Below are 21,900 nucleotides of genomic sequence, written 5' to 3'. Positions count from 1 at the left end.
CTCTTCTTCTCTTTATTTCAAACCCATCGAAAAGCCGCGTAGCAAATAGCGCTGCATATAGCCTGCCAGCGCCAGCATTGGCAGCGATGAAACAATTCCAGCAGCCATTAATTCACCCCATGCAGTACCGTCTTCGGTCATGAAGTTAGAAATGAACAGCGGGATGGTGAATTTATCCGGGGTATGGATGAACAGCAGCGAAAACAGAAACTCATTCCAGCCAAGGATCATGGCGAAAATGGCTGTAGCCACCAAGCCAGGTGCGCATAGCGGGAACACGATATGCGCTAGGCGGTTAAACAAATGGGCACCATCCATTGCTCCAGCTTCCTCAATTTCCAACGGAATATCGCGGATAAAGCCAAGCAGCATCCAAATACAAAACGGTAAAGTATACACTTGGTAAGCAAGGATAAGGCCCAGTTTGCTGTTGAGCAGGCCAAGCTGATTCATTAATGAATACAGCGGGATAGCAACAACAATTGGCGGCATCATTTTAATCACCAATACCAACAGCAAAAACACATTGTCGAGCTTGGCTGGAAACTGGTAACGGACCAGTGCATAGGCGGCAAAGAAGGCGACAATCACAGACACCATGGTTGCCGAAAGCGCAATCAATACCGTGTTGCCGATCAATATTTGGAAATCACCCTGCCATAAGGCCTTAAAGGCCTCAATACTCAGCTGGGATGGCAGCAGTGAAGCTCCCGAACGCAGGATTTCTCCCGGTGGTTTGAATGCCGTACCGAACATCCAGATGATTGGCAAAAGAAACAATCCCACTGCCAGCCAAACCAGTACCGAATGGACAAAACGGTTCATGCCTTACCTCCTTGCAGTGCTTTGCGAGCATAGAACAGGGTCATGGCTAAAGAGATGGCCAACATCACCAAGGCTGCAGCACTTGCCATCCCGAGGTTGAAAAAGCGGAAGCCATACTTGTAAACAAACATCGACAAGGTTTCAGTCGCATTGCCAGGCCCGCCCCCTGTCATGACATAGACCTTATCGAACAACTTGAAGGTATCGATCGAGCGAAGCAACAGTGCCAGCATCAGTTGCTTTTGTACCAGAGGTAAAGTGATATAAACAAAGCTGCGCCAACCTTTGGCCCCATCAACCATTGCTGCTTCGCCGATATCCTTCGGTATTGACTGCAGGCCAGCTAAGATGATCAAAAATGCCATCGGCGTCCATTGCCATGTGTCAACCAAGGCGATGGCATAAAGAGCGAGGTCAGGGTTAAACAACCACTCCTGCGCAGGTAACCCAATCGACACCAGCACATTGTTCAGTAGACCGAAGTCATAGTGATACCAAGAACGCCAGATTGACGAACATACCAAGGTCGATAGCATCATCGGGTAAATGATCACCGGTAAAGCGAATTTGCGGCCCGGAAACTGACGTTGAAACAACAAGGCCAAATAAAGCCCCAGCAAAACCTGAGCAATAGAAGCAACAAGGGTGAAAACAAAAGTATTCTTGATTGCTGATATAAAGAAAAAATCTTCCAGTAGCTCGGTAAAGTTAGCAATGCCGACAAACTGATAGGTTTGATTGGCGTAATCCACCTCACCAAAAGCGTTGTAAATCACACTCAAAATGGGATAAACCGTCAGCAGTCCCAGAATGACCAGAGCTGGAGCAAGCAATAAACCCAACTGTTTACGGTTTTCAAATAACATAAGACACCTTAGTAACGTAACACCCAATCGCTGCCCCGCACCGAGGCAGCGACTAAGGTTAAATTACACTTTGATAATGCGCTCAATTCGGCGCTGTGCTTGGTTTAGGGCTTGCTCGGCAGTCATCTGGCCCATCATGGCCATTTGCAGGAAGTCTCCCAATACGCTTTCTACCTCTGCCCAATTATGAATGCGAGGACGGGCCTTGCCCGTTGTCAGGGCTTTTGCCTGCTGCGGGTACCAACGGTATTTCTCCACAACCTCTTCATCCATGTAGACGCTTTCACGTGTTGGCGGCATACCGTGTTCCAGTGCTAATGCTTTCTGGATAGCTGGACTTGTTGCAAACTGCAGGAAGGCTTCCGCTTCTTGTTTGTTGTTCGAATCTGCCGGAACGGCCAGCTGCCAGATACCCAGCATAGGAGCAGGCGCACCAACCTCGGCAGGCGGTGCCATAATTTCCATATCACCGACAACATCCGACATATCAGGGTTATCGAGATTTGGCACCCATGCCGGCCAAACTTCTATCGCCATTGCTGCAGTACCTTTTTGCAGCGAATCCCGAACTTCATCCGCGTTGTACACATCGACACCTCGCGGGGCGTACTGCTTCATTGCCAAGAATGTTTCAAGCGCTTGCTTGGCTTCGGGAGTATTGAGCGTTGCTTTGCCATCGCTACCTACCACATCGGCACCGTAGCCCCATAAAATTGGCAAGAATCCTGTCACGATCGGGTTCCCCTTCACGCCACGGAATACCACACCGCTGGTCTCGGATGCGGCATCAATTTTTGCAGCAGCCTGAAGTACATCAGACCATGAGCTTGGTTCATCCAGGTCATGGGATTCAAAAGTCGCTCGGTTCCAGGCAAACATTGCTACATTACCAACCATCGGCATCGCGTAGAGGTTGCCAGTTGCATCAGGGTAGCGGCCAATATCAAAAGGGGCTTTGACAAAATCGTTATCAACCACTGCCTCGGACAAAGGAGCTAGCCAACGGTTGGCCATGAACTCCGGCGCCCAGGTGTCATCCATCAAGACCACATCGTAATTACCCGTCTTTTCTCGCATAGACAACACAATGCTCTCGTAGAGGCCATTGTTTGGTCGCTGCACCAAGGTCACCTTTGCATCAGGGTTTTCCTTTTTGTATTCGTCGACAATGTACTGCATGGCTTGACCATAACTACTGTCGCGCCCCGCGATAACGAGTTCTCCGGCAATAGTGGTGAATGATGCTCCGATCATGGCTGTCGCCAGTAATGTGCGTTGCAGCATGGAATTCGCTCCTTGTTCCGTCTTCAACTAAACGGCATTGGTATGTGAGTGTGCTTTGAAATTTTGCACGCGCGTGCAAAATCAATGCAGACAAAGTTAACGGCGGAACATGTCACTTACATGAAGCAATAGTGAAGGTTTTACGAGAGGTAATGGATACAAAAACGGGAACCGATAGGTTCCCGTTTGGCATTACTGTAATAATATGCAGGCAGCGTTAGCTTACTGATTGCTTGGCAACTCAGGCAAATGGGTACCTGCGTTACACGGGAACAGCTTGTACTCGCCGTGGTATTTCACAATCGATTTATAGTCCGTCACTTTGTAAAGGAGCATGCCTTGGGCATAGGCAAGATCAATCAAGGCACGGATATCACCGCGAACAAACAAGGACAACGGTTTGACCATCTCCCCTGCCTCGTCGAAAGCTGCAGCATACTGGGCTGAACACACAACAAGCGACGCCTGACCATCGGTATGGTGAGTCACTTTACGGTTAACCTCATACTCTGTGGTAACCAGCCAGTCTTGCTCGTCCAGTTGCTCGTAGAGTGCTTTTAGCTGGGCATCATTCAAGTTATTGGCTTGGATTGTATCAGCGGATTCGCCATCTTGAGGGATCCCTTCATAGCAAGATTTGATTTGCTCGAACTGGTTCTTGAGCTGGGCATTCTTACCCATGCTTCGCGCCTGTTTCTGCCAATCAACCAGTGTCTTGCCAACCACGTGGTCATAGCGCTGCTGCTTGATAACCTTGGTCACCCAAGCATTGAGGTACAGGGTCTCGCTGACTGGGTTTTTCGGGGTTTTCCCAGCTTGCTGTGAGTCTGACAGCTCTTGCAGACCTTGTGATACAACCTTATAGATTTCTTGATAAAACGTAGCCATTGATAACCTTTATGCTTCTCGTGAAAGGAACCAATAAAACAAGGCTGAAAGTACTGCACAGGCAGCCATTGTCATTGCCATCGGCCACGGCGTGTTGTTGTGCATCAATGCCACCAGCCCGCCGACAACAGTACCGGTACCAAAACGCAAGGTGCCCGCCAACGATGAGGCCGTACCCGCCATATGAGGATAGCGAGCAAGTAAGCATGCCATGGTGTTACTGCCGATAATTGAGATGGTTCCGACAAATAGCATGACAGGGATCACTACCCCCCACAAGCCTAGACCCAACAGCTGGCCACAAACCAAGCCAATACCGGCGATTAACTGTACAGTCAGGCCAAATCGTAGCATCCAGTGTGAACCAACCTTTTTCACCATTCGGCCATTGATACTGGTCATCAGGATCAAACACACCACATTCAGGCCAAACAACAAGCCAAAGTGCTGGGTACTCACATGGTAAATATCAATGTAGACGAATGAGCCAACAGTCAGGAAAGTAAACATACCGGCGAAAGAGAAGCCGCTACTGAATACCAGCCCCACTGCCACCGGTGTGGTTAGCATCTTGGCGTAGTTACGTAACGTCGAGCCAAGATGGAACGGCAGACGTTTTTCCTTTGGCAGGGTCTCGGGAATTCTAGTCGCAACCGCCAAACCGATCACAACGGCAAACAGAGCCAATACCCAGAAAATCGAGCGCCAGCCGAACCACACAGCCAGAAAACCACCCAGCATAGGAGCAATAAGAGGGGCAACTGTCATCACCAAGGTAATAAATGACATCATTCGTGCGAAATCTTCACGCTCGAACATATCGCGTACCAGCGCTTGGATAATCACCGCAGCCGCTGCTCCAGCAAAACCCTGGGCGGCACGGATCCATGTCAGCTCGATAATGTCTCCAGAGACAGCACAGAATACGGCAGCAATGGCAAACAGAATAATACCGACAATCAAAATAGGCTTACGGCCATAACTGTCAGCAAGCGGGCCATGAATTAACTGCCCGATAGCAAAACCGGCGGTATAGGCAGTCAACGTCGCCTGAACCAAACCCGGATTGACCATCAAATCCTTCGCGATCGTTGGCATCGCCGGAAGATACATATCAATGGCCAGCGGTGTGAGTGCACCAATTGCCCCCAATATGATAATGAGTTGAATACTTAGTTTCTGGCTGTCTGTCGCAGTCATGTGTTCTCTGTAGTGCTGGGAAAAGTCAAAGACTTATATTGTACGATGAATTAACTGAATACACTCTTTCCCCCTAGGAAATAGTGCGTTTCTGTCATGTCATAGGGTTAAGACTGAAAATAATGGAGAAAAGTATAGAAAGCAGAGGGATCACTAGCATGATCCCTCTTCGGGTAATCGCAGAATAAAGTGTTAATTGGTAAAAGAGGCCACTTCTTCAGGAGTGAGTGCACGGTATTCACCCGGTTCGAGATCTTCATCCAACTCGACGCTACCAATTTGCTCGCGGTGCAAGGCTTCCACTTTGTTACCGACGGCGGCAAACATACGCTTCACTTGGTGGTACTTGCCTTCAGATATAGTGATCAAGGCTGCTTTCTCATCGAGGATTTCCAGCTTGGCAGGACGAGTCAGATCCTTTTCGCCACGCAGTTGTACACCTTCAGCAAATTGCTCAACGGTTTCCGGGGCGATAGGATCAGCTGTCTCTACGTAATAAACCTTTTCACAGACATGGCGTGGCGAGGTAATACGGTGAGACCATTGGCCATCATCTGTAAGCAGCACCAAACCAGTAGTGTCACCATCCAGGCGGCCTGCTACGTGCAATTTTTCTGGGCTGACAACGTCGAGCAGGACAAACACTGTCGGGTTGAAATCGTCAACATGGGAGCACACAAACCCTGACGGCTTGTTCAGCATAAAATAACGTGGACCGTCAAAACGTAACGTACGGCCGTTGAACTCAACGTCGCAGTCATCGGTCACTTTCTGGGAACCGTTCTTAACAATCTCGCCGTTAACTTCAATTTGTTTGTTTTTTAATAGTTTACCGGCTTCTTTACGGGTAATTCCAAGTGTTGTGCTAAGAAACTTATCAAGCCTCATGGTTGGCTCCAGATGGTACAAAAGCGCGTATCATATCAAGTCTAGCGCCCTTGGGCATTATCCCTTTCTTGTTATGGGCTAAAATAGAAGCATCTGAACAAAGAATCCACGAAGTGTCTCTTCGTGAAACAATTTGATCCTAAAAGTTCAGTGCAAAATCTCAGAACGTAACTAACCTCAAAGTCTCGAACATTTTTCAATGTATCTTTAAAATTCAATGGACGTATTCAGGCAATAGTTACGTATAACAAGTATCATCTACGCATTGGTTATACCGACTAACTGTGAAGGTTACGATATGAACATCTCACTTGTTGCGCCAAGTATTTCATCAATGGATATGCTACTCAGTTTGGTTGAGGAGCTTTTTGACTATGAAGTACTGCCAAAAAAGAAAGAACAAACTCAACTGGCTATCCAACACCTGCTCACTAACCCTGAGTTAGGACAAGCTTGGTTTATCGAAGTCGATAACGATGGTGAAAAGCTTATTGCTGGTCACATCATCATCAGTTACAGCTTTAGCTTAGAACACGGGGGACGCGTCGGGTTAATTGACCAATTCTACCTCAAGCCCGAATGGCGCCAGCAAGGGATCGGCACCGTCCTTATCCCTCAGGTAGAAGCGCATGCAGCCTCCGCCGGCGTTCATGCCCTGTCCCTTGAAGTGAATATTGGCAACAAAGGTGCGCGTAAGTTTTACGAAAAGCATGAATTTGTGCCGCGTCGCCAATTCTGCATGATGACCAAAATCATTGCTCCTCAAGAAGTACCATTGAATATTGCTTCTTAGACACCATCCGGTATATCACACCCGCTGACAAGCTTTTGTTGGCGGGTGTTTTCTTTCACCCTTCCTACCTGTACACTTACACAGTGTTTTTAGCCCTGGCCACTACACCCTTATGTATACGCTTCGCCCTTACCAGCAAGACAGTGTCAATGCGACCATCCATTACTTTAGAAAGAACACCACACCAGCAGTACTCGCTCTTCCTACAGGGGCAGGTAAAAGCTTGGTCGTGGCGGAGCTTGCCCGTATTGCCCGAGGCCGTGTTCTGGTGCTAACCCATGTGAAAGAGCTGGTAGAGCAAAACCACAGTAAATACGAAAGCTATGGCCTCAAAGCGTCGATTTTCTCAGCCGGTCTGGGACGGAAAGAAACGGATAAGCAGGTCGTCTTCGCCTCGGTACAGTCTATGGTGAATAGCCTCGACCAGTTTGCCAATGAATTTTCCCTACTGGTTATCGATGAGTGCCACCGTGTTCCCGATGATGAAAACAGCGCGTACCGCCGGGTGATTTCCCATGTCCAAAAAATCAATCCCGGTATAAAAATCCTTGGCCTCACCGCCACCCCTTATCGTCTTGGGATGGGCTGGATTTACAAATACCATACCCGTGGGCAGGTCCGTACCGAGCAAGAGCGTTTCTTCAGGGATTGTATTTTCGAACTTCCTATCCGCTACCTGCTGGATGAGGGCTTCTTGACCGAGCCTAAAATGATGGACATGGCCGTGATGGGTTATGACTTCTCCCAGCTCAAGCCCGGCAACAATGGTCGCTACAAAGAAGCAGACCTTGATAGCGTGATTGAACAGTCTGGTCGAGCTACGCCGATGATCATCGATCAGGTTATCGATTATGCCAAAGACCGCCGCGGAGTGATGATTTTTGCCTCTACCGTCAACCATGCCAAGGAAATTATGGGCTACCTTGAAGGTGAAAATGCCGCCTTGGTTATTGGCGATACGCCGCTTGATGAACGTGACCGTATTATCGAACAGTTCAAGCAAAGGGAGATCAAATACCTGGTCAATGTGTCGGTGTTAACTACCGGCTTTGACGCCCCCCATGTCGACCTTATTGCTATTCTGCGCCCGACTGAATCCATTAGCCTTTACCAACAGATTGTTGGCCGAGGGCTACGCCTTTTCGAAGGCAAAAAAGACTGCTTGGTGTTGGAGTATGCGGGCAACTGCTATGACTTATACCAACCTGAAGTCGGCGATCCTAAACCAAATAGCGACAGTGAAGTGATCATGGTGCCCTGCCCGGCCTGCGGTTTCAAAAACAGCTTTTGGGGCAAGCTCGATCCTGCTGGGTTCCTTATTGAACATTATGGGCGACGCTGCCAAGGCTATTTCGAAGATGACGATACCGGTGAACGTGAAGAATGCGGATACCGTTTCCGGGCTAAATATTGCGAAGAATGCGGTGCAGATAACGACATCGCTGCAAGGCGCTGTAATGTCTGCGACGCCGTAATGGTCGACCCAGACAAAAAGCTGCGTGACGCCCTCAAGCTTAAAGATGCCATGATCATGAACTGTCATGATCTGCGCCTTGAACCGGGCAAAAATAAGTTTGGCAAACCCCAGCTCAAAGTCATTTATGTCGGTGATGAAGGTGCCGAAATTAGCGAAGTGTGGCCACTGTCGACCAAAGGGCAAAAAGATAATTTCATGAAGAAATTTGTCAATCCGCACCTCGCCGATCGCCACCGCCCTTTTACAGACACAGCCCCAACCAAAGTGGCCAACAACGAGCATCGATTCCGTCCGCCGGAAATCGTTATTGCCCGTAAGAGCGGACGCTTCTGGGCCATTCGCGACAAGCTGTTCGATTTAGACCAATACCAAAGCAATTAATAATCATACACTTAATATGTGCAACAGCTTACTTTTCGTTACACGGTGTCGATTAAGTTACAAATTCAAATATAGGCTTACTTTTTCAATGGTAAAAGCTATCTAGCTGTTCAGTTTCCAATCAAGGAAACATAGATATAGCTTTTTCAATCATTAGAATGCCCCGACTCATAACACATAATAATGAATCAGGGATAACACATTGAAATTTAATAAGGTTATTTTTCCGCTCCTAGCAGTAGCCACGCCTTTGACTACCAATGCAATGACAGCATTTGATACTCGGAGCGTGGGTATGGGAGGCACTGGTGTCGCCTCAGCAAACTACCTAACCTCTAGCTTCCATAACCCAGCCTTAAGTGCCGCTTATAGCGAGCGCGACTCATTTGGCATGATTCTTCCTATGGTTGGTGCCCGAGTTCATGATGGTAATAACACCATAGATAAGCTCGATGACTTCCAAGATTTGGATGGCAACCTTGGCTCAAACCCGAGTGAGGAGGAACTTGAGCAGTGGCGAAATGCACTCCGTGATCTGGACAATGGTACCGTCAATGCTGAGGCTAATTTAGGGATGGTTTTCGCTATCCCTAACCGCTACCTAAGTACAAACTTTTTTGTTAAGTCACAAGCTTCAGTGATAGCGGCATTTGATATTGATGAAAATGACTTAACCTTGGATGACCCTGCAAATTCAGAACTCAATTCGCGAGGACAAGCCATTGGTGGCGCTACAGTCGATGTGGGCTTTACCTTTGGTAAAGAATTTGAGCTAAACGACAAACCGCTATACCTAGGTATTTCACCAAAGTACCAACGTATTTTTGCCATCAACTACATAGAAGCTGTCGATGATTTTGATGACGAAGATTTTGACTGGGCTGATGAGTACGTTGAGAAATCAGCTTTCAATATTGATATCGGTGCCGCATATAAACTCAATGACAAAACAATGGTAGGCCTAACAGGCCGCAACCTTTTCAGGCAGACACTCAAAGCCAATCCTCAGCACGGCATGGATGCAACCTATATCGTAAACCCCGAATACGTGCTAGGCGTTGCGCATAACCGTGGCTGGGTAAACCTTGCTGCAGATGTTGACCTTAATGCCAAGAAATATTTTAAAGAATATGGTTATAAAACCCAATATGCGCGTCTAGGCGTAGAGTTTGATGCTTGGGGTTGGTCACAACTGCGTATGGGTTATATGCATAGTATGACTGACTATGCCGATGATTTAGCTACCCTTGGCTTGGGCTTCCGCCCATTTGGTTTACTGGGTATCGACTTGGGTGCACAAGTTGGCAAAGATGACAATTACGGCGTCTCAGCCCAAATGACCCTTACTTTCTAATCTCTCAATCTATACCTATAAAAAAGGTCTAGCCACTCTGGCTAGACCTTTAATTTAGTCATTACAGAATTAGAAACTGTAATCTAGGTTGATACCCCAGTTACGACCAGGCTGTGTACGGCGATCGATACCCTCCGTCGATGCTGTTGTACCCTCAAGATCTTGGTACTGCCAGTACTTCTCATCAAAGGCATTGAATAGGCCAGCACGCACAGTTAGGTCTTGAGTTGGACGGTAGTAACCGGTCAAGTCAACAACGGTGTAGCTTGGTGCCTTAAGGTTATCGCTATCTTCCCACTCATCCTTAGCAGCAACAGAAGTAACAGTCAGAGCTGTACCCCAGTTCTCTGAAGGGGCATCGTAACCAACGCCAGCAACAGTGGTGAACGGCGCAATCGTATCAAGCGTGTCACCTGTTTCTTTATCTTCACCATCCAAGTAAGCCATCGACAGGCGAGCGTATGTCCCCATTGGCGCACCAAAGGCTTCATCTAGCCATAGGCTACCTTTGAACTCTGCACCATAGATACGTGCTTCATCGATGTTCTCATTGGTCGTAACATCGATACCGTTAACTTCCTCAGTCTTTGACTTAATAAAGTTATTGTAGTCGTTGTAGAATGCAGCCAACTCAAGTGCACCTAGTCGGTTATTAGCACGCAGGCCAATTTCATATGACTGACTTTCTTCTGGTTTCAGATTAGGGTTAGAGACAATCTTGTAACCATGGGCAGCATTGTCTTTGTCGTAGTAAAGCTCATAAATTGTTGGAGAACGGAAGCCTTCACTGTACTGAGCATACGTGCTGAAATTGTTATTCCAATGATAAACAGCACCTAGTCGTGTCGTTAGAGCGTCGCTGCTGTGCTCTTCAAGGCCAGAAGAAGAATCTGGTTTCGCCTTATAATCGTCGTAACGAAGGCCTGCCGTCACAACCAGTTTCTCATCCATTAGGAATACCTGGTCTTGTACGAATACAGCCCACTTCTCCTCGTCAGATTTTGGAACCTCTGTGGAGCCTGGCTGGCTGGTGCCTGAATCCAAGAAGTAATCGGTGTAATCCAGCTCAAATGATGCGTCAGATGCTGCAAGACCGTATGTCAGTTCATGGCGACTCGTTGCCAGTTGCAGCTCTTTTTGCATTTGAACATCAAGCTGCAAACTTTCATCTGTACCCGATCGGGAGCGGTTACGGTTGCCATAGGTATCGGTATGATCGAAGTTATTATGATCTGTTTCACTCTTAGACCAGTTAAGCTTCCACTCCAAAGAGTCAAACGTGACGTTTCCAGCTAGCCACTCATGCTCGAAACCAAGGCGCACGCGTTCATCCTTATCGTCACCTTTAACGTTGGTGTAGACAAAGCCCGGCATAAAGCCACCACCACCGTCGTAGCCTTCGCGGCTTAATGTGGTTACCTTCTGATCGCGTGTGTAAAACTCACCAGTTAAACCAACGCGGTGATCTTGATTGATCTGATAAAAAATCTTACCCAGCACATTATGCGATTCATAACTCAGTGGATCTGCAGCACCACGCTCAGGTCCATTGATATTTGCCCCATCACCGTGGGTTTCAGTTTCATTACCGTCGCGATAGGTGTAAATCACCATGGTTTCAACATCGCCGGTGCGATTTGCAACTTCAACGGTTGCCTTATATTCATCGTTAGCACTGGCGTAACCTGTTTTCAGGCCTACGTGGGTATCATCACCAGCACCTAATAAATCTTCAGGGTTCTTGGTGCGCATCAACACCGTGCCGCCAAGGGCATCACTGCCGTAAAGTGTTGAGGTCGGTCCCTTATTCACTTCAATCGCAGTCAGTGTATCAACTTCAAACGTATTGGCGTTTTTACGCATCACGTCAGCACCCGGATTGTAAGATGCTGGCTGTTCCACTCCATCCACCAGCACCTTCACTCGGCTGCCGCTCATACCACGAACGGTAAAATCTTCCATACCAAACCGGCCTTGGCCATTTACCTGTACGCCCGGTTCGTATTTCAGCGCTTGCTTAACATCAGTCGCCAAGTTTTGTTCGATATCTTCAGAAGACACTTTCGACACTGACGATGGAATATTTTTGATGCTTTGTTCAGAGCGAGTCCCTGAAACAACGACTTCATCAAATACTGAAAACTCATCTTGAGCGTGTAGTGAAGGTGAAAGTGCAAGCACCACTGAACTTGCCACTAAAGTAAGCTTGTAACTCATATTCCCTGCTTATTAATATTTTAGTTGGTAACGAAACTGGCAAGGATTATTACAAATACAAACGAGAATTACTATCATTATCATACATATTTTTCTTTTTAATGAGATCTTTGCTCAAGTTCCATCCAGTCTCCTCCTCTTCTTTACTCTTGTCGCTCTGATTCTCTTTTCGAAATAGTGCCGGGCTTTTATACTAGGCAAAGGCTTTTCATGCTAATTGCTTAATTTTTAAGTCATTGAATGAAAGGTGCGGTTTTTTCACTTGCTGCACTGTAGGATCGCTGCTAATATTCGCGCTCGTTTTTACGACATTGAGTAAGGTCGCATTACTCAGTGAATTTAATTGAAAGAGTATTTAACATGAAATTTGAAGCAGTAGTACGTACTGACCTAGGTAAAGGTGCGAGCCGCCGCCTACGTCACGCAGGTAAATTCCCAGCAATCGTTTACGGTGGCGAAGCAGCTCCTGTATCTATCGAGCTAAACCACGACGAAGTGATCAACCAGATGGACAAGCCTGAGTTCTACGAAGGTATCGTTCTAGTGATCGACGGTCAAGAAGTTGCTGTTAAGCCACAAGACATCCAGCGTCACGCGTACAAGCCAAAAGTTGAGCACATGGACTTCAAACGCGCTTAATAGCCGTTGATTCATACTCGATATTGAAAAGCGCCTTTATGGCGCTTTTTTTATACCTGTTGCCCCATATCCCGAAGATTCATGTCGATCGACATTGCAAAAAAAGACCGGTGATAAATCACCAGCCATTTCTATTGCATTACTGCCAATCAACGTAGTTATTCATGCCTCAAGGCTTCAATAGGGTCGAGCTGAGACGCCTTGTAAGCTGGGTAAAATCCAAACCCTACCCCAATCATGGCGGTTGCAGTAATGCTCACTAAGATAATCATAGGTGACACCACCATCTGCCAACCTAGGCCATGCTGAAGCACCAAGACTGCAAGCAGTGACAACACAATACCAATAAAGGCCCCGAGCAAACACAGCACCACACTCTCTATCAAAAACTGGGTGAGAATATGCTTTGGCTTGGCACCTACCGCCATTCTAAGGCCGATTTCGCGGGTACGCTCGGTCACACTCACCAGCATAATATTCATGACCCCTATTCCGCCCACCAGCAAAGAAACGCCAGCGACCCCAGAGAGCAGTAAGGAAAAGACCTTGTTGGCCTCGGCGCGAGTCTGCAGCATAGCTGTCAGGTTCATAATGGTAAAAGGACTTGGCAGGTGAGAGGCAACACGATGTTTTTGCAGCAGTAGGCGTTCGACCTCTTCCGCCACCATATCCATGTCATTTTCATCCTCGACCGACAATGTAATGCGGCTAACACGGTTAGCATTATTGTCATTACGGCCAATCACCCGGCGGTTAGCGGTAGTAAGCGGCAAAATTATCAAGTCATCCTGGTCCTGACCGCGAATATCTTGCCCTTTTTCATCCAAGATACCGACTATCCTTAGCGGTACTTTATTGATACGGACCACTTCATCGAGTGCAAGATCGGGGTGGTCAAACAACTCCTTGGCAACCGTCCTACCAATAAGGGCAACCTTAGCGTTACGGCGCAGATCCTCGTCGGTAAACGCCCTACCCTGGGAGATTTCCCAGTTACTGGCTGTCAGGTAGTCTGCGTTGGTGCCCTGGATCGAGGTATTCCAGTTCTGGTTGCCAAAAACCACCTGTGCCTGCCCTTGTACATTCGCACCTGCAGCAATCACTTCCGGGATCTCAGCCTTGATTTGCGTAACATCGGACATAGAGAGCCGGTTGGTTGCGCCAGCGGCAGACGATGCCCCGCCACTGCGGATAGCGCCCGCCCTAACCATCAATAGGTTGGTACCATGGCTCTCGATTTGTTTCTCGACTTCGCGCTGGGCCCCCTCACCCAGTGCAAACATAATCACAACGGCGCTGATACCAATGATAATCCCCAACGTAGTCAGGATAGAGCGCAACAAATGTGTTCGGAGCGACGTTAATGCCGTTATCAAAGTCGTCATGCGATTGCCTCCAGCCTATTTTGCTGATCTGCGACCAACTTGCCGTCTTTGATATGCAAAATACGGTTGGCTTGCGCGGCTACTTCATTATCGTGGGTAATGATAACAATCGTCTGCCCTTTGCTGTTTAGCTCTTTGAACAACTCAACAATATCTTCGCTGGTTTTGCTATCCAGCGCACCTGTCGGCTCATCGGCCAGCAAGATATCCGGCTGGTTGATCATTGCCCTTGCTATCGCAACCCGCTGCTGCTGGCCGCCAGAGAGCTGGTTCGGGTGTGAATCCAGTTTATCCCCCAATCCAACGAGTTCGAGACAGTATTTCGCCCTCTCGTCAGCATCCACGACTTTTTGCTGCTGATACATCAGTGGCATTTTGACGTTATCCAATGCACTAGTACGGGACAGCAAGTTAAACTGCTGAAACACAAAACCAATATGGCCTTGCCTCACTTCAGCCAGTTGGTCTTTGGTCATTGCAGGTGTCGGATTGCCAAGGATCTCGATGTCACCTTGCTCTGGCGTCATCAAGCAGCCAATCACATTCATCAAGGTCGATTTGCCCGAGCCAGATGGCCCGATAATCGCCACCATCTCACCTTTGTTGATCTGAAAACTGATATTGTCCAGCACCTGAAACCGCTCTTCCCCCACAGGAAAGCTATGGCTCAGCGCTCGACAAACAATAGCGGCGTCCATTAGTTATCCCTTACCTGAGTGATGATTTGCATTCCGGAAATATCCGGGCTCAACACCGATGAATAACTGTCATCGCTCACACCGAATTCTGCCTGGATAACTTCAAGCTCACCGTTGTTGAGTACCAGCAGCGGACCTACCTTAACCTCACCGTTGCGAATCCTTCTTTGCAGCTCACGTTGCTCGGCAGTCAGAATCGAAGACAGCACTTTCTGCATTTGCTGGCGCTGTTGTCTCATTGCCGTATTTGACTGTCCGCCCTGACCTGAAGGCGCAGTTGGCATCGCTTTTTTCAGTTCGGCTTTTTGATCATCGGTTAAATTAAGATGTTCGAAGCGGGAAAGGAAATCTCCTGGCCCCCCTTTCTGCTGGTTACTCGGCGCGTATCGGCTGGCGGCACGCACCGCAGCATTACTGACTCTTTGAGCATCACGGATACTATCAATGGAAATATCCAGATTTGCCGTCATTCCCGGTAGCAAACTGTTGTCGGCGTTACGTGCCGAAACAATAACGATATAACTGATCACACCGCTATTATCTTGGGGAGCCTTACGGATCTGGCTCACTTTGCCATTGAATTGGCGCTCGGGGTAAGCATCAACAGAAAATTGTACCCCCTGATCCAGCTTCATCAAGCCAATATCAGACTCATCGATAAATGCTTCGATTTCCATCTCAGACAAATCTTTCGCCAGTGTGAAGAGCTCAGGTGTGTTGTAGCTGGAAGCCACGGTTTGACCGGCTTCAACCGTCCTGTTGATAACAAAACCAGAGATAGGTGCGACGATACGGGTACGGTCCAAATCAATCTGCGCTTGCTTCAAGCTAGCTTCGTTCGCATCGTTGGTCGCCTTAAGAATGGCTAACTGCGAAGTGCTTTGTTCCCAGTCAAGCTTGCTCAGCTTGGAGTTAGTTTCAATCTCATCAAGCGCATCTTCAGAGATACTTTTGTTGTTGTAGAGAGTACGAGATCTCGACAGCTCCCTCACCGAGCGCTGGTAATTGAGCTTTGCACGTTCTATTACCAGTTTCTGGGCTTCGATATCAGCTGTACTTTTGTCCCTTAACGCTTGGGCCTGTGCTACTTTTGCCGCGAAATATTCAGGATCGATCTCCGCCAACAATTGGCCTTCTTCTACTGTGTCATTGAAGTCAGCATGGATCTTAATAATCTGGCCTGATAACTGGGCGCCGACAACAACATCATTGACAGCAGTCAGTGAACCCGTGGCACTCACACGGTTACTGACATTACCAATAGTCACTTGTTCGGTACGAAAAGTTTGTGCAGAAGAGCGGTCCGAACTGAAGCTATCAGGGGAAAGTGTATAGAAAGAAATGGCACCTGCTGTTACCAGTGCAGCCACAGTCACTGCAATTTTTGATCGCTTGGTTTTCATCAAGAAAGGTTCCAATATTTATTATTGTATTGAAAACCTTAACAACTGTAAGTGCATAGGAGAACGGTATTTACAGTGTTTTACTCACCAATAAAAAACAGAAACAACTCACGAGAATGGGTAAGCAGCCGTTATCAGAAGAGTTCTTGTTGCGGAGATGCGTCGTTACCTGAGTCATCTTGCCTAATTTGCTGCGCTTTAGCGCGCATGACTCTCTGGTAGCGCTGTTTACAGAGCCTGATAACATTGCGTTTTTGTTCATTGGTCAATTGCTGCCAATAAAAACGTTCATCTCGGCTACGAAAACACCCTTTGCAATACCCTCTATTATTCGCCTGGCAAACCCCAACACAAGGGCTTGGAATCGTGAAAAAGTCGAGTTGTTCCATTCTCCTCCCCCACAGTTCGTAAAGTGGTAACTATTAATGATAATAATCCCTTAGGACTGATTACCCAAATTCAAAGAGCGAAATATAGATATAGAGATAATTTAGGATATAAGGCGAATTTTCTCACTAAAAATGAATGCCCATTCACAGCCTTGTACTTTTGCTGATAATTTTGCTAGTCTTTTGTGGTTATCAGGATCGATAGCACTATCTAATTTGCAGTCAAATCGTCTTTTCCAACGACTGCTGTTCAACCAGGAGGGAACCATGGATTTCTTTGTACCATCGGCATCTAGCCCGCAGCAAGCAGAAGCAGTATTCAACTCAATCGCCACCCACGTTTCTGCACCAGAGCAAAACCAACGCATTTACAAACTTGTTTGGCAGCATGAAGGTGCCGAGTGTTCTTGCGAGATTGGCAAACCTCTTCCTGAGATTTTCAGAACCGACGAAACCGTTCTGGCCATTTTCGAGTGCGATGAGGTTTACAAAATCTGTACTCCAAACCGGGGAGCGATCGCATTTGATCCTATCCATGCGATGAAAACTTCGGTATCTAGCGTCGAATACTTCGGCTGATTACGCCAACCGTCAGATACAAAAAAACCGCATTTCCATGCGGTTTTTTATTGCTTTTATACGGTGACACCCGCTTCGGCGAAACTGGCCATATTGTTGTAAAACTCAGCCGCTGCTTTAAGCATTGGAACGGCTAACACCGCACCGGTTCCCTCTCCAAGACGCATTGAAAGGTCCAACAACGGCTTTGCATCCAATCGCTCCAGAGCAATACGGTGGCCCGATTCATGAGATTGATGGGCAAAGATAAGGTAATCGCGGCAACGAGGGTCAATTTGGTTTGCCAGTAATGCTGCCACCGTAACAATAAAGCCATCAACCAAAACAGGTATCCCTAGTTTCGCAGCCGCAAGGAAGCCACCTACCATTTGTACAATTTCAAACCCGCCCAGTTCGGCAAGCAACTCAACTGGCTCTGAGGTCGTACATCGGGCGACACCTTGGCTCACTAGGCGCTTTTTCTTCTCCAGTTGCTCGGTTGAAACGCCGGTACCATAGCCGACACATTGCTCGACGGGCTCACCCGTTGCAGCCGCCAATAGCGCCGCTGCACTGCTGGTATTACCGATCCCCATTTCGCCGAACATGATCAAGTTACAACCTTGGTTGATCACACCTTCTACCACTTCCTGACCCAACGCCAATCCTTGTTCTACTTGCTGCTTAGTCATGGCTGGCTCCACCGCAATGTTCGCCGTCCTCTCACCAAGGCGTTGCTTTACCAGTAGCGAGGAATCCTGCTCTACCGGTAATAAGATACCGCAATCAACAACCTTGATCGCCACATCATTGGCACGGCAGAAACAGTTAACGGCTGCGCCTCCGGCCAAAAAGTTCAGCACCATCTGCTGGGTTACCGCGCTCGGGGCTATGCTTACACCTTCTTCGGCAATACCGTGGTCACCAGCGAATACCAGTACTGTAGGCTGCTTAATTGTGATTTTATCAACAGCCTGGCTGTTGCCCTGACTCTGGATCAAGGCTAACTGATGGGCAACACTTTCCAACTGGCCCAGTGCACCCAAAGGTTTGGTCTTTTGGTCAATACGCTGTTGGATTTCAGCGCTAAAACGGGTGTCAAACATGCTATATCCTTGCTGTACTTAAAATAATCCCAACTGTGGTGCAGTAATGTCATCAAAGTGCTTACCGATGAAAGGCAAGATCCCGTCAGCGACCGGCCGCAGTTGTTTATCAATGTAATGTTCGTAGTCGACTGGGCTTTGTTGCGCTTCAACAGGCTCCGGGCCATTAATGGTGATCACATACTCAATCCAACCGCCGGTCTGATATTGCAGCGGACGCCCCTGACGTTGGTTCATTTCATCGGCCATTCTTGCCGCCCTAACATGAGGGGGGACATTTTTCTGATACTCCGAGAGGTTACGGCGTAACCGCTTGCGATATACAAGCACCTCATCATATTTACCAGCCCGTGTTTCTTCTACATATTGTCGAACGTACTCTTCGACTTCCTGATCATGAAAGACACGATAGTAAAGGGTCTGCTGGAAGGTCTGTGCCAAACGCGTCCAGTCAGTCCTTACCGTTTCCAGGCCCTTGTAGACCATTTCCTCTTCGCCATTGTTGATCACCAAACCCGCATAGCGCTTTTTGCTGCCCGTCTCCTGGCCACGAATCGTTGGCATCAAGAACTTGTGGTAGTGCGTCTCATATTCCAACTCCAGTGCTGATTCAACACTGTACTCATCATGCAAATGCTCAGTCCACCACTGGTTGATATAAGCCACCAGCGAATGACCGATTTCATCAGCTTTGTCGGCTGAATGGGCATGTTTTAGGGAGACAAACGTCGAGTCGGTATCACCATAAATGACCTCGTAACCTTTAGCTTCGATCAGTTCACGGGTCATTTTCATGATCTCATGTCCCCGCATGGTAATCGAAGAGGCCAAGCGATGATCAAAGAACCGGCATCCCGAAGATCCCAGAACACCATAAAACGAGTTCATGATAATCTTGATCGCCTGCGAAAAGGCATTTTCACCGTCACGCTTGGCTTGATCCCTCGCCGCCCAAAGTGATTCGATCATTTTGGGTAGAAAATGCTTGGTGCGGTGAAAACGACCGCCCCTAAAACCGGCAATAGCTTGCCCGTCCTCTTTGCCTTCTTCTTGTAGCAAGCCTTCGACCAAACCCAGTGGGTCGATACGGAAAGTACGAATAATAGAGGGGTATAGTGATTTGAAATCCAGTACCAATACCGATTCGTACAAGCCGGGCTTGGAGTCCATTACATAACCGCCCGGGCTGGCTATCCAGTTTTCGCTATCCAAACTTGGGGCAACATAGCCGGCACGGTGAAGCTGTGGCAAATACAAATTGGTGAAGGCCGCCACCGAGCCGCCTACCCTATCTAGCTCCACCCCAGTCAAACAACTTCTCTCAATGGCAAAATCGAGCAAGTGGGTATGGTCAAAGATGCGTGACACTAACTTACAGTCTTGTAGGTTGTACCTGGCGAGCGAGACTTTATCTTCACGAAACATCTGGTTGATTTCAGCCATCCGGTCGTGAACATTGTTGATCTCCTTTCCTTCACCGAGCAGCTCGTGTGATACCGATTCCAGAGACCAAGAGCGGAAATTGTAGGTAGCGGTTTTTAGCGTATCGATACCATCCAAGACCACCCTACCAGGAATGGAAATAAACCCTTGGTTAGGGTTCTGGTTAGACTGACGCCAATGAGGCGGCTGCTTTCCCCTTCCCATCCTCAGTGTGATAGCATTCCATTCGGCGCGTTTGAGCAACAGGCGAAAATCAAAGTCAATGACATTCCACCCGATAACAATGTCGGGATCAAACTCGAGGAACCATGCTTCCAAGGCAAGCAACAAGTCTTTCTCGGAGTCTACCCACTGGATCCAGTCATGGGCACCTTTATCGCAAGACGCATCCCCGACCATGATGACACGGCTATCTTTATGGCAATGCAGCCCAACAGAATAGAGTACCCCTTTCTCTGAACACTCTATGTCCAACGACACAACAGAAAGCTGGGGTTTATACTCTGCGGCTTTGGCTTTAACCTGATGGTATTCTTCAAAGCCCGCTTTCTCGACGCGTTCGCCTGTGAAGGCGATACCTCCACAGATAAACCTCTCCATTAGAAAGCGGTCAGCCAAGCGAATATCGGATTCAAAGGCTTCTATACCCGCAGCGGCAAGAACCTGAGGTACTTGAAGGCTATCTTTTATGGAATGGCTATAACAAGCGACCATAACGTCATGCTGAAAGTTTTTCAGGGTAAGTGGCTTACATTCGACACGGATACCGGCCTTGTGGAGTTCAGCTTGCACTGATGCTTGGTCTTGCTGGCGAATAAAGCACACGGGTTTATCATTGCTCACCACCAACCTCGCAGGACCGTTCTCGGTGCTCACCCAGAGGACAATTTCTGTTTGGCCGCGTACATCACGGCTTTGCCTTGTTAATACAAAGCCTTTTGACTGAGTTTGCAAAAAAACCTCATTTACTTACTGGTAAACGCTTAACCAATCTTACGTTCAATCTTATCAAATTCAGAGACGATCCACTGTCCAAAGCCATTGATCATAAAAAGCACTGCTTTTTTGGGTACTTGCTGACCTGAAACAAGAAGAAACAAACGCTCAATCGACACTTCGTGTTGGGGGTAATACAAGAGAAATTGCTGTGCGGCTTGATCCAGTGATAAGGCTAGCTTTCCAGAGCGATGGAAGACCAGAGAATAGCAAGACCAAATCATCTTTTTAGCGACCTCCTGACAGAAGCCCAAATAATGAGATACAACCCGGGTGGCCATGATTTTTCGACGATAATCATTCAGTTGATCCACCAAATCATCATTCATTGCTTTGCCAATATCCCAACTCGGTTCGAAGCAACCAAAACGACTAGAGAGATCATCGCCATAAACACACGTACAGCAATGTTTAAGCCAGAACCCCCACTTGAAAATCATTGCAATATCAAGCGCCTCTCGCTTCAAAATGATGGTCATATTGATCGCTGTTACTTGCGGATACTGACTTTCAACTCGGCTAGTGATGCTAGTTAGTATCGCTTGTTCAGACACTTCAAGCGGCTTTGACACCACCATAGTCACATTCAAATCTGAACGTCCGAGAAGAGCCTCAAGTCGTGCAACACTGCCCGCGATATAAAGGCTATGTAGCCCTGAAAAGCAATGCTTGAGCTGATACACCAATTCATCAACAACTGCATCGAATGCAGGTTGAAGTGATGGCGGAGAAGCGAAAGCAGGTAAAGCACGAGTCACAGGTTTTCCTCTTAGTATAAAGCTGCAGTGTTCTAAAAATACGTCAAATCACTTTTCTACAGATTATACCAAAACATACTCTTTCATTATCTATACCGGACTCTAAGCGAGCAATTAATGTACAGTTTATGCCAGATAATTGGCAAGTGTATAAATCAAAGCGACAATATAATGACCACGCTAAAAAATGTTCATAAAGTGACACATTTCCATGTAATTGCTCATGAAACTATTATAGTATTCGCGTAATTTTTCGCTTCCACTCAATATAATGAATATAAAGAATCAGTTTTTTATTTTTATTTGCATGATATTCATAGGCTTCGTTACATTCTTTGCCTACATTGATGCG

General features: G+C 47.5%; 19 protein-coding genes. 5 read left to right on the top strand and 14 right to left on the bottom strand.

Translation table 11 applies throughout. From position 1 onward, the window contains the following. Positions 1 to 12 precede the first annotated feature (12 nt). From BIZ37_RS06840 to rsuA, 6 genes are all read right to left on the bottom strand, one after another. On the bottom strand, positions 13 to 825 hold the full coding sequence (locus tag BIZ37_RS06840; protein WP_187460865.1) for a carbohydrate ABC transporter permease: 813 nt from the start codon (positions 823 to 825) through the stop codon (positions 13 to 15). After that, positions 822 to 1,691 (bottom strand): carbohydrate ABC transporter permease, encoded by an 870-nt coding sequence (locus BIZ37_RS06835; RefSeq protein ID WP_187460864.1) that lies wholly within the window; start codon positions 1,689 to 1,691, stop codon positions 822 to 824. The genes BIZ37_RS06840 and BIZ37_RS06835 overlap by 4 nt, the downstream gene beginning before the upstream one ends. Positions 1,692 to 1,754: 63 nt before the next feature. Then, complete coding sequence (locus tag BIZ37_RS06830) at positions 1,755 to 2,975, bottom strand: extracellular solute-binding protein (RefSeq protein WP_187460863.1); 1,221 nt, start codon at positions 2,973 to 2,975, stop codon at positions 1,755 to 1,757. A 222-nt stretch (positions 2,976 to 3,197) separates the two neighbouring features. Further along, the gene (locus BIZ37_RS06825; RefSeq protein ID WP_107298368.1) at positions 3,198 to 3,863 is read right to left on the bottom strand and encodes a DUF2913 family protein; all 666 of its coding nucleotides are present in this window, start codon (positions 3,861 to 3,863) and stop codon (positions 3,198 to 3,200) included. Between the two features lie 9 nt (positions 3,864 to 3,872). Continuing rightward, positions 3,873 to 5,063, bottom strand: coding sequence for a Bcr/CflA family multidrug efflux MFS transporter (locus BIZ37_RS06820; protein ID WP_187460862.1), 1,191 nt, complete (start codon positions 5,061 to 5,063; stop codon positions 3,873 to 3,875). A 192-nt stretch (positions 5,064 to 5,255) separates the two neighbouring features. Further along, positions 5,256 to 5,951 (bottom strand): 16S rRNA pseudouridine(516) synthase RsuA, encoded by a 696-nt coding sequence (rsuA, locus tag BIZ37_RS06815; protein ID WP_187460861.1) that lies wholly within the window; start codon positions 5,949 to 5,951, stop codon positions 5,256 to 5,258. Between the two features lie 298 nt (positions 5,952 to 6,249). Between rsuA and BIZ37_RS06810 the strand changes: the two genes are divergently transcribed. The 3 genes from BIZ37_RS06810 (at position 6,250) to traF (ending at position 9,956) form a co-directional block, all read left to right on the top strand. Next, positions 6,250 to 6,744: an N-acetyltransferase gene (locus BIZ37_RS06810; protein WP_187460860.1), complete on the top strand. Its 495-nt coding sequence runs from the start codon at positions 6,250 to 6,252 to the stop codon at positions 6,742 to 6,744. A gap of 112 nt (positions 6,745 to 6,856) precedes the next feature. Then, positions 6,857 to 8,602 (top strand): DEAD/DEAH box helicase, encoded by a 1,746-nt coding sequence (locus tag BIZ37_RS06805; RefSeq protein WP_187460859.1) that lies wholly within the window; start codon positions 6,857 to 6,859, stop codon positions 8,600 to 8,602. A gap of 202 nt (positions 8,603 to 8,804) precedes the next feature. Then, the gene (traF, locus tag BIZ37_RS06800; RefSeq protein WP_187460858.1) at positions 8,805 to 9,956 is read left to right on the top strand and encodes a conjugal transfer protein TraF; all 1,152 of its coding nucleotides are present in this window, start codon (positions 8,805 to 8,807) and stop codon (positions 9,954 to 9,956) included. Positions 9,957 to 10,025: 69 nt separating this feature from the next. Here traF and BIZ37_RS06795 read toward each other — a convergent pair whose 3' ends face one another. Then, entirely contained in the window at positions 10,026 to 12,173 is a 2,148-nt protein-coding gene (locus BIZ37_RS06795) for a TonB-dependent hemoglobin/transferrin/lactoferrin family receptor (protein WP_187460857.1), read from the bottom strand. A gap of 360 nt (positions 12,174 to 12,533) precedes the next feature. On the opposite strand from BIZ37_RS06795, the gene rplY reads away from it, so the two are divergent. Next, entirely contained in the window at positions 12,534 to 12,812 is a 279-nt protein-coding gene (gene rplY, locus BIZ37_RS06790) for a 50S ribosomal protein L25 (RefSeq protein ID WP_107298375.1), read from the top strand. Positions 12,813 to 12,970: 158 nt separating this feature from the next. On the opposite strand, the gene BIZ37_RS06785 is transcribed toward rplY, so the two are convergent. The 4 genes from BIZ37_RS06785 to BIZ37_RS06770 form a co-directional block, all read right to left on the bottom strand. Further along, a complete protein-coding gene (locus BIZ37_RS06785) occupies positions 12,971 to 14,197 on the bottom strand; it encodes an ABC transporter permease (RefSeq protein ID WP_187460856.1) in 1,227 nt (408 codons plus the stop codon). After that, entirely contained in the window at positions 14,194 to 14,895 is a 702-nt protein-coding gene (locus BIZ37_RS06780; RefSeq protein WP_187460855.1) for an ABC transporter ATP-binding protein, read from the bottom strand. Before BIZ37_RS06780 ends, BIZ37_RS06785 begins: the two co-directional genes overlap by 4 nt. After that, the gene (locus BIZ37_RS06775; RefSeq protein ID WP_187460854.1) at positions 14,895 to 16,298 is read right to left on the bottom strand and encodes an efflux RND transporter periplasmic adaptor subunit; all 1,404 of its coding nucleotides are present in this window, start codon (positions 16,296 to 16,298) and stop codon (positions 14,895 to 14,897) included. Before BIZ37_RS06775 ends, BIZ37_RS06780 begins: the two co-directional genes overlap by 1 nt. A 134-nt stretch (positions 16,299 to 16,432) precedes the next feature. Further along, positions 16,433 to 16,687 carry a DUF1289 domain-containing protein gene (locus tag BIZ37_RS06770; protein ID WP_107298379.1) on the bottom strand — a complete coding sequence of 85 codons (255 nt, stop codon included), beginning with the start codon at positions 16,685 to 16,687 and terminating at the stop codon, positions 16,433 to 16,435. A gap of 267 nt (positions 16,688 to 16,954) precedes the next feature. Between BIZ37_RS06770 and BIZ37_RS06765 the strand changes: the two genes are divergently transcribed. Next, positions 16,955 to 17,266, top strand: a complete 312-nt coding sequence (locus tag BIZ37_RS06765) for a hypothetical protein (protein WP_187460853.1) — start codon at positions 16,955 to 16,957, stop codon at positions 17,264 to 17,266. A gap of 56 nt (positions 17,267 to 17,322) precedes the next feature. Here BIZ37_RS06765 and cobT read toward each other — a convergent pair whose 3' ends face one another. From cobT to BIZ37_RS06750, 3 genes are read right to left on the bottom strand one after another with little or no spacing between them, the layout of a single operon-like run. Further along, positions 17,323 to 18,351: a nicotinate-nucleotide--dimethylbenzimidazole phosphoribosyltransferase gene (gene cobT / locus BIZ37_RS06760; protein WP_187460852.1), complete on the bottom strand. Its 1,029-nt coding sequence runs from the start codon at positions 18,349 to 18,351 to the stop codon at positions 17,323 to 17,325. An 18-nt stretch (positions 18,352 to 18,369) separates the two neighbouring features. After that, positions 18,370 to 20,748, bottom strand: coding sequence for a DNA polymerase II (locus tag BIZ37_RS06755; RefSeq protein WP_187460851.1), 2,379 nt, complete (start codon positions 20,746 to 20,748; stop codon positions 18,370 to 18,372). Between the two features lie 29 nt (positions 20,749 to 20,777). Further along, a complete protein-coding gene (locus BIZ37_RS06750) occupies positions 20,778 to 21,548 on the bottom strand; it encodes a nucleotidyltransferase domain-containing protein (RefSeq protein ID WP_187460850.1) in 771 nt (256 codons plus the stop codon). Between the last annotated feature and the right edge of the window lie 352 nt (positions 21,549 to 21,900).

This window comes from Photobacterium sp. BZF1, assembly GCF_014349205.1.
Lineage (GTDB): Bacteria > Pseudomonadota > Gammaproteobacteria > Enterobacterales > Vibrionaceae > Photobacterium.
The sequence above is the reverse complement of the archived record's forward strand: the minus strand, read 5'-3'. Positions and strand labels throughout refer to the sequence as shown.